We start from the raw sequence: 13,160 nt of genomic DNA, 5'->3' as shown, positions 1-13,160 counted from the left end.
GGGCGGCGGCCGGGTCAGGTGGGTAGCGGGACGCCGAGGAGGTCGAGCAGCTGACGGCGCAGGGCGCCGAAGCCGGGCGCGTCGGGCGTGCGCGGGTGGGGCAGGGTGACCGGGAGGTTGGCCGCGATGACGCCACGGTCGAGGACCAGGGCGCGGTCGGCCAGCAGCAGGGCCTCCTCGACGTCGTGGGTGACCAGCAGGGCGGCGAAGCCGTGCCGGGCGCGCAGGCGGCCGAACAGTTCCTGCATGCGCAGGCGGGTCAGCGCGTCCAGGGCGCCGAACGGCTCGTCCAGCAGGAGCAGGGCGGGCTCGCGGGCCAGGGCCCGGGCGAAGGCGACCCGTTGCGCCTGGCCGCCGGACAGTTCGGCGGGCCAGGCGCGGGCCCGGTCGGCCAGGCCGACCTCGGCCAGCGCGTCGGTGCAGCGGCCGCGGTCGCCGACGCCCAGGGCGACGTTGCCGAGCACGCGCTTCCACGGGAGCAGGCGGTGTTCCTGGAAGACGACGGCGTGGCGGTCCGAGACGGTGAACGAACCGGACGCGGCGGGGTCGAGCCCGGCCAGGATGCGCAGCAGGGTGCTCTTGCCCGAGCCGCTGCCACCGAGCAGGGCGACCACCTCGCCGGCGCCGATGTCGAGGTCGACGCCGGCCAGCACCTCGGCCGGGCCGAAACTGCGGCGCACGCCGCGGGCGGTCACGACGCCTGAAGTCCTCGCCGCCATGACAGCACCCTCCTTTCCGCCATCCGGAGCAGCAGGTCGGACAGCAGACCGAGCCCGGCGTACACGAACAATCCGAGGACCACGACGTCGGTCTGGCTGAACTCGCGGGCCTCCATCATCAGGAAGCCGATGCCGTTCTGGGTGTTGGTCTGCTCGCCCACCACCAGGCTCAGCCAGGCGGCGCCGATGGCCAGGCGCAGGCCCAGGAACAGCGACGGCATCGCGCCCGGCAGCACCACGTGCCGGATCCGCTGCCAGGTGCCGAGCCCGCACGTGCGCGCCGCCTCGACCAGCCGTTCGTCGATGTCGCGGATGCCCGCGTACAGGTTGAAGTAGAGCGGGAAGAACACGCCCAGCGCGACCAGCGTGATCTTCATGGATTCGCCGATGCCGACCCAGATGATCAGCAGCGGGACCAGCGCGAGGTGGGGCAGCATGCGGGCCATCTGCACGGGCGGGTCGATGGCGTCGTCACCGGCGCGCAGCAGGCCGGCGGCCGCGCCCAGCACCAGCGCGAGGCTACCGCCGATGAGCAGCCCGATCACGGCCCGGGTGAGCGAGTCGGCCAGGTGGTCGCCGAGCGTGCCGTCGGCGGCGAGTCGCCAGCCGGTCGCGAACACCGTGGTCGGCGCGGGCAGCTTGTCCTCGGCGATCAGACCGGCCCGGGCCGCGGCCTCCCACGCCGCCAGCAGGAGCACCGGGCTCAGGGCTCGCTGCCACCTGATGTTTCGTCGTCGGACCGGCGGCGCCGGCGGCCGTGTAGTGGCCGGCGCGGCTACCAGCGTCACGGCGCGGCCTCGGCGAACCGCTCGTCGACCAGCGACTTCACATCCACCCGGCCGGGAATCAGGTCGAGGTCGGCGAACCCGTCGGCGATCGTCTGGATCTCCGTGCCGATCTCGGCGTCGAGCGCGTCGACCGGCTGGGCCGCGCGGGCCAGCGCCCGCTTCGTCGTCGGCTCGTCAATCTTCAGTTCCGGCGCGAGGACGGCCGCCCGCTCGTCGGGGTGTGCGATCCCCCAGGCCGTCGTTTTCTCGTACGTCTGCAGGAAGCTCTTGATCTGGTCGGTTTTCTTGTCGGCCGCGCTCTTGCTGACCAGCAGGTATTCGCGGTTGTTGGCCAGCCCCGTGGCATCGGCCAGCACCTGCACGCCCGGCTGCTCGGCCAGCGCGAAATACGGGTCCCAGATGATCCACGCGTCGACCTGATCGTTGTCGAAGGCGGGACGGCCCTCGGCCGGCTTGAGATACTTGACGTTGATGTCGCTCAGCGTCATCTTGTTCGCCTCGAGCAGTTTGACGAGCAGCCAGTGCACGTTCGAACCCTTGTTGAGCGCGACCGTCCGGCCCTTGAGGTCGGCGAACGTCTTGTAGCCCTTGGACGCCTTGACCAGAACGGCCTCGCTCTCGGGCGACGGCGCGCCCACCCCGGCGATCTTGAAGTCGGTCTTGGCCGCGGCCGCGAAGATCGGCGGAGCCTCGCCGGTCTGCCCGACGTCGATCGCGCCGGCCTTGAGCGCCTCAGTCAGCGCGGGCCCGCTCTCGAACAGCGACCACGTCACGCCGGGCGCGTCCGCCCGCGCCTTGACCAGGCTGAGCCCGCCGAACCGCTGATAACCGACGCGCAGGCCACCGTCGCCGGACGCCGCCTCCTCATCGTGTCCGCAGCCACCCAGGGCCACAGCCAGAACCATGGTCGCCACCACCGCAAGCCATCGACGCATGGGCCAGACTCTATCTAATCGATAGGAGATATCGGAAGACTATGATCGAAGCTGATCTTTGTCCGGGCGGAGCAGGTCGGTGGCCACCCGCTCGAGGGTCTCGCGCAGGGCCTGGGCCGTCGGGGACGCGGCGCCGGCCACCCGCTGGGCCGTGAAGATCGTGCGGCGGGGCAGGCCGGGCAGGTCGAGCAGCCGGCACGAGGTGTCGCGGCCGAGCCAGAGCAGGTCGGGGATCAGGGCCACCGCGTTGCCCGACTCGACCAGCCGGATGTGGGCCTGCAGGTCGGCGGTCTCGTAGCGGACGTCGGGTTCGAAACCGGTGGAACGGCAGAGCTGCTCGGCGAAATGGCGGGAGGCCGTGCCGCGCGGCTCCATCACCCAGGGCATGTGCCGGGCCTCGTCGAGCGAGGCCACCGGATGCAGGGCGGCCCCGGCCGACGGCAGGGCCAGGCGGATCGCGTCGGTGGTCAGCGGACGACGGTCGAGGCCGGGATGGTGTGGCGCGGCGTGGGCCGGGTATTGCTCAGCGATCACCATGTCGAAGTCGCGGGCCCACGTTTCGCGCAACGCCTCCTCGGGCTCGCGTTGCACCATTTCGACCCGTACGTCGGGAAAGCGAGACGCCATGGCCAGGAGCGTCGCCGGCATCAGGGCGAGGGCGGCCGACTGGAAGACGGCGACCCGCACCCGGCCGCTGACCCCGGTGCTCGACGCCCGCAGCCCGGCCTCGGCCCGTTCCAGGCTGTCGAGGATCTCGCCCACCGACTCGACCAGCGCCTCGGCCTGCGGGGTCAGCTGCACCCCGCGCCCCGACTTGCGCAGCAGCGGCCGGCCCGCCTCCTTCTCGAGCAGGCTGAGCTGCTGCGACACGGCCGACGGGGAGAAGTTGAGCGCCTCGGCGACGGCCGCGATCGTGCCGCGGATCGCTAGCTCGCGCAGCAGCACCAGACGCCGGATCTCCAGCATGGCCCGCCTCCGGAAAACGTTAAGAAGAACTGAAGAGTACTCGTCGGAAACCGTTGCTTTTCCTGAACGGATCGCGGAAGGACACTTTCGTCATGTCTGACGTCGTCCAGTCGCCGGCCACCACCCCGGCCGGTCAACCCGAGATCGCCGACGAAGCGATCGACCTGGTCCGCCGCTGGCTCCACGAGGCCTCGGCGATCAAGACCACCGGTTCCGCCGCGCAACTGGCCGGCGTGCTGCGCGACCCCAAGGGACTGGCCTTCGCGGTCGGTTTCGTGGACGGCGTGGTGCGGCCGGAGGACGTCCGGGTCAGCGCCCGGGCCCTGGCCGCCCTCGCGCCCGACGTGCCGCGGTTCCTTCCGGCTCCGCTGCGGGCCGCGGTGCGCGCCGGTGGCCTGCTCGCGCCGGTGATGCCGGGCGTGGTGGTGCCGATCGCCCGCCGCGTCCTGCGCCGCATGGTCGGCCACCTCATCGTGGACGCCAGCGACGCCAAGCTGGGCCGGGCCATCGCCCGGATCAAGCGCCGGGACGTACGCCTGAACGTCAACCTGCTCGGCGAGGCGGTGCTCGGCCGGGGCGAGGCGACCCGCCGGCTGCGCGAGACCGAGCGCCTGCTCGGCCGGGACGACGTCGACTACGTGTCGATCAAGGTGTCGGCGACCGTCGCCCCGCACAACCCGTGGGCGTTCGACGAGGCCGTCACCGAGATCGTCGAGCAGCTCACGCCGCTGTTCACGCAGGCCGCGACCGCGCGTACGCGCAAGTTCGTCAACCTCGACATGGAGGAGTACAAAGACCTCGACCTCACGATCGCGGTCTTCACCCGCCTGCTCGACAAGCCGGAGCTGCACAACCTCGAGGCCGGCATCGTGCTGCAGGCCTACCTGCCGGACGCGCTGGCCGCGATGATCCGCCTGCAGGAGTGGGCCGCCGTCCGCCGCGAGCGGGGCGGCGCGGGCATCAAGGTGCGCCTGGTCAAGGGGGCCAACCTGCCGATGGAGCAGGTCGAGGCGACCGTGCACGGCTGGCCGCTGGCCACCTGGGGTTCCAAGCAGGAGACGGACACGAACTACAAGCGGGTGCTCGACTACGCGCTCGAGCCGTCGCGGATCGGCAACGTGCGTCTGGGTGTGGCCGGGCACAACCTGTTCGACGTGGCGTACGCGTGGCTGCTGGCCGGTCGTCGCGGGGTGCGTGAGGGCATCGAGTTCGAGATGCTGCTCGGCATGGCCGAGGGCCAGGCCGAGGTGGTCCGGCGCGAGGTGGGCGGGCTGTTGCTCTACACCCCGGTCGTACGCCCGGAGCAGTTCGACGTGGCCATCGCGTACCTGATCCGCCGTCTCGAGGAGGGCGCGTCGAGCGACAACTTCATGTCCGCGGTGTTCGAACTGGACAGCAACTCCGAGCTGTTCGCGCGCGAACGTGACCGTTTCCTGGCGTCGCTGGCGGCGCTGGACACGGCGGCTCCCGCGCCGAACCGGATCGCCGACCGGCACGCCGTCGTGCCCGTGTCCTCCCCCGGGCACTTCGGCAACACTCCCGACACCGACCCGTCGGTCGCGTCGAACCGCTCGATGGTGCGCGAGGTGCTCGGCCGTGTGCCCACCTCCCGGCTCGGCGTGTCGACCATCGACGCCGCACGCGTCGCCGACGAGCGCCGCCTGGACGACCGCCTCGGCGCGGCGGTGGCCGCGGCCGCCGCTTGGGGCTCGCTGCCGGGCGCTTCCCGGGGGCTGGTCCTGCACCGGATCGGCGAGGCCCTCGAGGCCCGGCGGGCCGACCTGATCGAGGTGATGGCGTCGGAGACGGGCAAGACCGCCGACCAGGCCGACCCCGAGGTGTCCGAGGCGGTCGACTTCGCGCACTACTACGCGGAACTGGCCGCCGAGCTGGACGACGTCGACGGCGCGGTGGCCGTCCCCGAGAAGCTGACGCTGGTCACCCCGCCGTGGAACTTCCCCGTGGCCATTCCGGCCGGTTCGGTGCTGTCTGCGCTGGCCGCGGGCTCGGCCGTCGCGCTCAAGCCGGCCGGCCCGGCCGAACGCTGCGGCGCCCTGCTGGCCGAGATCATCAAGCCGGTGCTGCCCGACCCCGACCTGCTCACCCTGGTGCAGGTCGAGGAGAACACGCTGGGCCGCAAGCTGATCGGGCACGCGCTCGTCGACCGGGTGATCCTGACCGGGGCGTACGAGACCGCGCAGTTGTTCCGTTCGTTCCGTTCCGACCTGCCGCTGCTGGCCGAGACGAGCGGCAAGAACGCGATCATTGTGACCCCGAGCGCCGACCTGGACCTGGCCGTCAAGGACGTGGTGCTCTCCGCGTTCGGCCACGCCGGTCAGAAGTGCTCGGCCGCCTCGCTCGTCATCCTGGTCGGTTCGGTCGCCCGGTCCGAGCGGTTCCGCCACCAGCTGCTCGACGCGGCGTCGTCGCTGACCGTGGGCTGGCCGTCGGACGCGCGCAGCCAGGTCGGCCCGGTCATCGAACCCGCCGAGGGCAAGCTGCTGGACGGCCTGACCAAACTCGAACCCGGCGAGAAGTGGCTGCTCAGGCCCACCTCCCTGGACGACAGCGGCCGCCTGTGGAGCCCCGGCATCCGCGACGGCGTGGCCCGCGGTTCGGCCTTCCACCGTACGGAGTACTTCGGCCCGGTCCTCGGCGTCATGACCGCCGCGACCCTGGACGAGGCGATCGACCTGGTCAACGACGTCGACTTCGGCCTGACGTCGGGCCTGCACTCCCTCGACCCGGCCGAGCTGGCCACCTGGCTGGAGCGGGTGCAGGCGGGCAACCTGTACGTGAACCGCGGCATCACCGGCGCCATCGTGCGGCGGCAGCCCTTCGGCGGCTGGAAGCGCTCGGCCGTGGGCCCCGGCACGAAGGCCGGCGGACCGAACTACCTGGCCGGCCTGACCGGCTGGCGTTCCGAGCCGGCCACCTCCGAGGCCGCCATCGGCAACCCGGCGGTCCGCACGCTGCTCGACGCCGCTTCCGGACTTCCGGGCGCCGAGATGCTGTCGCGAGCGGCCCGCAGCGACGCCGCCGCCTGGGCCGGGCATTTCGGGCCGGCCCGGGACGTCTCCGGCCTCTGGGCCGAGCGCAACGTGCTGCGCTACCTGCCGGTCCCGGTCGAGGTGCGCCTGTCGGCCGGTTCCCCGGTAGCCGAGTTGGTGCGCGTGGTCGCCGCCGCCCTGCAAGCAGGGGCGCCGATCACGGTCTCGGTGCCCGAGCCCCTGCCGGCCGGCCTGGCCGCGGCCATCCCCGCCGACCTCCGCGTGGAGGACGACGCCGCGTTCGCCGCCGGACTCGGCTCGGCCACCCGGGTGCGCCTGATCGGTGGTTCCTTCGAGGCCCTGGCCCGGGCCACCGAGGGCCGCCCCGACCTGGCCGTCTGGTCGGGCCCGGTCACCGAGGCGGGCCGCGTCGAACTGCTGCCGTTCCTGCACGAGCAGGCCGTGAGCATCACCGCCCACCGCTTCGGCAACCCCGACAAGCTGGCCGCTTCGGTCCTCTGAACCCGCACGCCCCCCGGCCGCCGCCGGCCATCCCGGCGCGCGATGCTGGGGGGCGTGAAGTACGTGTCCCGAGTGCCGCGACCGCCGCTGAACGGCCTGATCGACGACCTCTACTACCTGGAGGGGGCGCCGCCGTACGCCCGGCTGACACTGCCGGCCAGTCCGGCGGCGCTGCTCATCGTCAACCTCGGAGCGCCGTTCCGCATCCGCGCCGGCCTGGACCTCGAGACGGCCGAGTACGCCGACGGCTGCGTGATCACCATGCCGACCCGCGCGTTCGAGTTCGGCTACCCGCCCTGGACCCGGTCCGTGGGCGTGCACTTCAAGCCGTGGGGGCCGGCGCCGTTCCTGCCGATGCCCGCGGCCGAGCTGTGTGACCGGCCGGTGACGATCGAGCAGGTCTGGGGCCGGTCCCCCACTGCTGTCCTGCGGGACCGGCTGGCTGCGGCGGACGGGCCGCACGAGATGCTGACGCTGCTCGAGGACGAGCTGATGCGACGGCTGCGCGAGCCCGCCGGTCTGGGACTGGTCCGGCATACGGGCGGCGTCATCGCGGCGGCCGGCGGAGCGGTGGCGATCGGCGACCTGACGGCGGCCGCCGGAGTCAGCAGCACCCATCTGGCCCAGCGGTTCAAGGAACTCATCGGCGTCCCGCCCAAGAGGCTGGCCCGCAGCTACCGCTTCACCACCACAATGTTCACGATCGACCCGGCCGGGCCGATCGACTGGGGCGACCTCGCCGCCCGCGCCGGCTACTTCGACCAGGCCCACTTCGGCCACGAGTTCCGGGCGTTCACCGGGCTCACGCCGACCCGGTACGCCGAAGTGCGCCGGCGGTTCCTGCGTGACCATCCCGGCCACACGCTGGACGGCTGGCCGCTGCCGGCCGATTGATTTCTTACAAGAGCGACGGCCCGCGACACGTTAATTTGGGGGCACCAAAAGCAGAGGAGAGCCCCGTGGGCAAGGTGGTCATGTACGCCTCGGTGTCGGTGGACGGCTTCATCGCCGACGAGAACGACCAGCCCGGACCGCTGTTCGACTGGTTGACCGGCGGGGACGTCCCGTTGGACGAGAGCGGCGTCTTGAAGGTGTCGCAGGCGTCCTACGACTACATCCGGCCGTACTGGGACCAGATCGGGGCGACGGTCTGCGGCCGCCACGTCTTCGACCTGACGGACGGCTGGGACGGAAAGCCGCCCAGTGGGATCGACCACGTGGTCGTCGTGACGCACCGGCCGCCGCCCGAGGGCTGGGACCCGGGGACGCCGTTCCACTTCGTCGGCGGCGTCGAGGCGGCCGTGGCCAAGGCGCGTGAGCTTGCCGGTGACCGCACGGTCGAGGTCGCCGCGGGTGACGTCGGAGGCCAGGCGCTGGCCGCGGGCCTGGTCGACGAGGTGCGCATGGACGTCGCACCCGTCGTGTTCGGCTCCGGCAAGCGCTACTTCGGGCCGGTCGGCGCGCAGCAGCTGCTGGCCGATCCCGACATGGTGCCGGGCACCCGGGTGCTTCACCTGCGCTACCCGGTGCGCCGCTGACCGTCAGTAGGCGTCCAGCGCGGCCTCTTCCAGGGCGTCGTCGATGACCTTGGCCGCGGTGTCGGTGCCGGAGATGCTCTTGGCGATCAGGCCCGCGCTGGGCACGTCGCCCTTCGCCGGCCACGTCGACACGTCCCAGAGACGCGAGCGGGTGAAGGCCCTCGCACAGTGCAGGAACAGTTCCTCGACCACCACCTCGACGGCCAGCACCGGGGTCACGTTCTTGCGGGCCATGCGGTCCAGATAGGGTGCGTCCGCCACGATCCGGGCCCGGCCGTTGACCCGTACGGTGTCGCCCGAACCCGGCACCAGGAACAGCAGACCCACCCGGGGCTGCTGGAGGATGTTGAGCAGGCTGTCGAGGCGGCCGTTGCCCTTGCGGTCGGCGAAGGCCAGCGTGCGGTCGTCGAGCACCAGCACGCTGCCCGCCGGGTCGCCTCGCGGGGAGACGTCACAGGTGCCGTCCGCGGCCGCGGTGGCGAGCAGGAAGAACGGGCTGACCTCGATGAACCGGCGCGACTCCGGGTCGATGTGGTCGATGCCCTTCTCGGCGATGAACCGCGGCGGCGGGGCCACGAACTCCCGCAGCTCCGCCTCGCTGCCGATCACCCTCGTCATAAACACTCCACGGTCCGCGGGACGCCTCAGTCCGGCCACGCTAGCCTTCGACCACGTTGCGCAGCGAACGTCCCTCCCGGAATGCGACCAAGTTCTCGCCGATGAGCGCGGACGCCCCGAGCGGACGGCCGCCGGCCACGTGCGGCGTGATGATCACGTTCGGCTCGTTCCACAGCCCCGAACCGGACGGCAGCGGCTCGGTCTCGAACACGTCCAGCGCCGCCCCGCCGATGGTCCCCTCGCGCAGCGCGTCGAGCAGGGCCTCCTCGTCCAGCGTCGCGCCCCGGCCCACGTTGACCACCCAGGCGTGCGAGGGCAGCCGGCCGAACACGTCCTCGTTGAGCGCGTGTTCCGTGGCCGGGGTCGCGGGCAGGATGCCGATCAGCACGTCGGCCGTGGGCAGCAGCGTCTCGAAGTCGTCCTCGGTCACCACCTCGACGCCCGCGCGGGTGCCGGCGCTGCGGGCCACCCCGGTGACCCGCGCCCCCAGGGCGGTCAGATGCGGCGCGAGCGCCTGCGCGATGCCCCCGAAGCCCCAGATCACGACGTGCGCGTCGCGCAGCGTGTAGAACCGGGCCGTCCTCGGCGCGGCCTGCAGCTCGCGCATCTCGTCGGCCCAGTGATGGCCGATCTGGGCCCGGACGAGCACGTGCAGGTGGCGTACGGCGGCCAGGGTCATGGCCAGGGTGTGCTCGGCGACCGTCTGATCGTGCAGGCCGCGGCCGGAAGTGATGACGACCTCGGACGGGAAACCGGCCGCCACCACCGCGTCGGGCCCGGCGGCCAGGGTCTGCACCCAGCGCAACTGCTTGAGCCGCTGGGCCGCGTCACGCATCTGGTCGCCCGTGTTGTTCCAGACGACCAGCGCCTCCGCGTCGGTGTGCTCGTCGGGGATCGGGCGGTCGACGGCATAACGCACGGCGGTCACGCCGGCGGGCAGCTCGGGATTCAGGTCGACGCTGTCGGGCAGCAGAAGCTTCATGTCCCCCATTCTGGTTCAGTGACGATCGTTCAGTTCGAGCACCGTGACGGAATCCTCGATCTCGGCTGGGGGCATCCGCTGCCTTCGCTGCTTCCGGCGGGCGCGTGGGCGGAGGCCGGAGCGACGGCCCTGCGGACGTACGGGTGGAAAGCGCTCACGTACGGGCACGGGCCGGGCCCCGCTCCCCTGCGCGAGTGGATCGCCGATCAGGTGGGTGACGCGACCGCGGCGGAGACGTTCGTGACCGCGGGCGCCTCGCACGGGCTGGCCCTCGTCACCCAGGTGCTGACGACGCCGGGCGACGTCGTCCTGGTCGATTCGCCGACCTACCACTACGCGTTCCGGATTCTGACCGATCTCGGCGTGCGGCTTCTCCCCGTACGGGCGGAGCAGCCGGACGAAGTGGCCCGGGCGGCACGGGAGCATCGGGCGGCTTTCCTGTACGTGGTGCCCACGTTCGGCAATCCGACCGGGCGCAGCCTGTCGCCGGCCCAGCGGCACGCCCTCGACACGCTGGGACTGCCCGTGGTCGAGGACGATCCCTATCGCGAGCTCTACTACTCCGCGGCGCCGCCCGCCTTCCGCGGCACCAACGTGATCCGGCTCGGCTCGTTCTCGAAGACCGTCGCCCCCGGGCTGCGGCTCGGCTGGATCAACGCGGCGCCCGAGCTGATCGCGCGGCTGGCCCGGCTCGGATACGTGCACAGTGGCGGCGGGGTCAACCACACGACGGCGATGACCATGGCGGTGTTCGGCGGCTCCGGGGCGTACGGGAAGCATGTGGCTCTGCTGAGGGACCGCTACCGAACGCATCGGGACGCGCTCGCGAACGCGATGGATTGCCCCGCTCCGGACGGCGGCTGGTTCGTCTGGCTGAAACTGCCCGACGGTGTCGACGCCGGGTCACTGCTGCCGGTCGCCGAACGTCACGGCACCTCGTTCGTGCCCGGGCCCGCGTTCCACGTCGACGGGCGCGGCGGCTCCGACCGCATCCGGCTGAGCTTCTCGCGCCTTGCCCCGGCCGAGCTGATCGAGGCTGCTCGCCGCCTGACCATCGCCATCGGATCCTTCTGCTAAGTTCTTTCCCGTACGCCGTCACGCCTCGCGCGTTCGCCCGGAAGGAGGTCGCATCGTGTCCCACATCTTGCGCCCTTTCCGCGGCCCGGCGTCCCCGCGGTTCTGATCCCGGGGCGCAGCTGAAGCGCCTCGGAGGTTCCGCATGAGCTCTCTCGTCTACCGCCACCTGTTGCCCGGCGAGGAATCCGTCTTCGATTCCCTCGGCCCGATGGCCCCGATCTCCTATACCGACGGTCTCGCCGGGGGCGGCTTTCACCCGTCCCGTACGTGGGTGGCGCTGCGCGACGGCCAGGTCGTGGCCCGAGCCGCGTGGGTCCTGCCGCCCGGCGCCGTCGGTGGCCCGTGGCTGGAGCACTTCGACCTGGTCGACTCCCCCGCGGTCGGCGCCGCCCTATTGAGCGCCGCTCACGAGGCATTCGGCGGGCCGCGCCCCTACTACGTCACGTTGCCGGCCGACGACCGCGTGACCGAGGCCGCCCGCCTGTCCGGTCTTGTCCCGACCGTCGAGCGGCGACGCTTCCGCCGCGCCGAGGGTCCCGCCGGGCCGGCTCCCGTACGCGCGGCCACCGGGCCCGACGAGGTGCGAGCCCTGGTGGCCCGCATCGCCGAGCCGGACGTGCTGACCGGTTCGGAGACCGCACTTGCCGTGGCCGGCCTCGACCTCGCGCGAAATCCGGGGCCCTGGGTGACCGGCCCGGCCGCGGCCTGGCACGTGCTCGACGGCGGTGGCCTGGCCGGAACGGCGGGGGACGCGTGCTGGCCGATGCTCGTCTATCTCGGCGTGCTGCCCGGTGCGGCCCCTGGGACCCGACCTGCCCTGCTGGCGGGCGCGCTCCAGGCCCTTACAGCGGGCGGCGCCGAAGAGGTGGTCGCCGACGTCGTGTCGACCCGCACGGACACGATTGACGACCTGCGGCGGGCCGGTTTCCGCCAGATCCGGGCCCGTCTGGCGTTCGAGCCGGACGGGGCGATGGGCTCTTCCGGCACCTGACTCGGCCGCTTCCCACCGCGGCCCGGGTCGCGGTTGCGTTGCCGCCGCCGCGCCCGGGTCGGGGTTGCTTTGCCGCCGCCGCGCCCGGGCCGCGGTTGCGTTTCTTGCCGCGGCTCGGGCCGGGTCAGGCGTGGAGCAGGTCTCTGATCCGGTCGATCGAACGGCGGAAGTAGCGGTGGTCGACCGGCCGGGTCAGGAAGTCGGCCAGCGCGAACAGGTCGAGGGCCCGGCTCAGACGGCGCCAGTCCGGCGGAAGGTCGCCGCCCGCGTCACGGAAACCGCCGAGAAAGGCGTCCAGGAAAGCCGGCGGCCGGGGATCGCGCGTCATGTTGCCGATGTCGACAAGCGGGCTGCTGCTGAACGCGAACTCCCAGTCGAGCACGGCACTGACCCGCCAGCTGCCGTCGGGCGACCGGGCCGCGAGCAGATTCTTCGGGTTGTAGTCGGAGTGGACCAGCCGCCGGGAACCCTTGAGCGTGGCCAGTTCCGGGCCGGCCTCGATGGCGTACCGGCGAAGGGCTTCCTGCTCGTCCCCGGTCAGGTGGCCGGCGGCGTTGCCCTCCCGCAGGCACCGGTCGACGAAGTAGTCGAGCCCCTCGATCGGTTCGCTGCCGTCCGGTTCGAGGCCGTCCCCGAAAAAGCCCGGCGCGTCGAACTCGACCGTGCCGATCCGGGCCAGCGTGGCGCCGACCTCCCGCCCGAGCCCGGCCTCGTCCCGCTCCGCGAGGATCTCGTTGACCGGCCGCCCGTCGACGAAGACCGACAGCAGAACGGGTTCCCCGGCGTGCTCCCCCGCCGGATCCGCGGCCACCACCTCGGGCACCGGCACCACGCCCCGCAGCCGCTCGGCCAGCGCCCGCTCGAGTTCGCAACGGTTGTGACGCAGATAGCGCCTCAGCACGTACCGGCCGCCGTCGTCCGTCGTGAGAGCCGTGTTCTCGTTGCTGTAGCCGCCGGTCAGCTTCCGCGCCGCGACCACCCGCCGCCCCGGCAACGCGACGTCCTGCACCCAGTCCGTGACCGCCTGCTCCATG

General features: G+C 72.2%; 12 protein-coding genes. 5 read left to right on the top strand and 7 right to left on the bottom strand.

Translation table 11 applies throughout. From position 1 onward, the window contains the following. Positions 1-14: 14 nt before the first annotated feature. The 4 genes from ACZ3I4_RS18090 to ACZ3I4_RS18075 form a co-directional block, all read right to left on the bottom strand. The gene (locus ACZ3I4_RS18090; RefSeq protein WP_465383082.1) at positions 15-719 is read right to left on the bottom strand and encodes an ABC transporter ATP-binding protein; all 705 of its coding nucleotides are present in this window, start codon (positions 717-719) and stop codon (positions 15-17) included. After that, positions 692-1,417: an ABC transporter permease gene (locus tag ACZ3I4_RS18085; protein WP_465383081.1), complete on the bottom strand. Its 726-nt coding sequence runs from the start codon at positions 1,415-1,417 to the stop codon at positions 692-694. The genes ACZ3I4_RS18090 and ACZ3I4_RS18085 overlap by 28 nt, the downstream gene beginning before the upstream one ends. 86 nt (positions 1,418-1,503) lie before the next feature. Beyond that, positions 1,504-2,442 (bottom strand): aliphatic sulfonate ABC transporter substrate-binding protein, encoded by a 939-nt coding sequence (locus ACZ3I4_RS18080; protein ID WP_465383080.1) that lies wholly within the window; start codon positions 2,440-2,442, stop codon positions 1,504-1,506. A 39-nt stretch (positions 2,443-2,481) separates the two neighbouring features. After that, positions 2,482-3,408, bottom strand: a complete 927-nt coding sequence (locus ACZ3I4_RS18075; RefSeq protein WP_465383079.1) for a LysR family transcriptional regulator — start codon at positions 3,406-3,408, stop codon at positions 2,482-2,484. Positions 3,409-3,500: 92 nt separating this feature from the next. Here ACZ3I4_RS18075 and ACZ3I4_RS18070 point away from each other — a divergent pair, with 92 nt between their 5' ends. The 3 genes from ACZ3I4_RS18070 to ACZ3I4_RS18060 all read left to right on the top strand — a co-directional run bounded on the left by ACZ3I4_RS18070 (position 3,501) and on the right by ACZ3I4_RS18060 (position 8,458). Continuing rightward, positions 3,501-6,920, top strand: a complete 3,420-nt coding sequence (locus tag ACZ3I4_RS18070) for a bifunctional proline dehydrogenase/L-glutamate gamma-semialdehyde dehydrogenase (protein WP_465383078.1) — start codon at positions 3,501-3,503, stop codon at positions 6,918-6,920. A gap of 54 nt (positions 6,921-6,974) precedes the next feature. Continuing rightward, positions 6,975-7,814: a helix-turn-helix domain-containing protein gene (locus ACZ3I4_RS18065; RefSeq protein WP_465383077.1), complete on the top strand. Its 840-nt coding sequence runs from the start codon at positions 6,975-6,977 to the stop codon at positions 7,812-7,814. A gap of 65 nt (positions 7,815-7,879) precedes the next feature. After that, positions 7,880-8,458, top strand: a complete 579-nt coding sequence (locus ACZ3I4_RS18060; RefSeq protein ID WP_465383076.1) for a dihydrofolate reductase family protein — start codon at positions 7,880-7,882, stop codon at positions 8,456-8,458. A 3-nt stretch (positions 8,459-8,461) separates the two neighbouring features. Here the strand turns inward: ACZ3I4_RS18060 and ACZ3I4_RS18055 are convergent, their stop codons facing one another. Both ACZ3I4_RS18055 and ACZ3I4_RS18050 read right to left on the bottom strand, forming a co-directional pair. Continuing rightward, positions 8,462-9,076 (bottom strand): MSMEG_1061 family FMN-dependent PPOX-type flavoprotein, encoded by a 615-nt coding sequence (locus tag ACZ3I4_RS18055; RefSeq protein WP_465383075.1) that lies wholly within the window; start codon positions 9,074-9,076, stop codon positions 8,462-8,464. A 40-nt stretch (positions 9,077-9,116) separates the two neighbouring features. Next, entirely contained in the window at positions 9,117-10,058 is a 942-nt protein-coding gene (locus tag ACZ3I4_RS18050) for a phosphoglycerate dehydrogenase (RefSeq protein ID WP_465383074.1), read from the bottom strand. Between the two features lie 18 nt (positions 10,059-10,076). On the opposite strand from ACZ3I4_RS18050, the gene ACZ3I4_RS18045 reads away from it, so the two are divergent. Further along, positions 10,077-11,135 (top strand): aminotransferase-like domain-containing protein, encoded by a 1,059-nt coding sequence (locus ACZ3I4_RS18045; protein WP_465383073.1) that lies wholly within the window; start codon positions 10,077-10,079, stop codon positions 11,133-11,135. Between the two features lie 142 nt (positions 11,136-11,277). Then, positions 11,278-12,126 (top strand): acetyltransferase, encoded by an 849-nt coding sequence (locus tag ACZ3I4_RS18040; RefSeq protein ID WP_465383072.1) that lies wholly within the window; start codon positions 11,278-11,280, stop codon positions 12,124-12,126. Between the two features lie 124 nt (positions 12,127-12,250). On the opposite strand, the gene ACZ3I4_RS18035 is transcribed toward ACZ3I4_RS18040, so the two are convergent. Next, a complete protein-coding gene (locus tag ACZ3I4_RS18035; protein ID WP_465383071.1) occupies positions 12,251-13,159 on the bottom strand; it encodes a phosphotransferase family protein in 909 nt (302 codons plus the stop codon). Position 13,160 lies beyond the last annotated feature (1 nt).

The organism is Actinoplanes sp. NPDC021490 (genome assembly GCF_055562135.1).
This window is presented reverse-complemented; position numbering and strand designations above follow the sequence as displayed.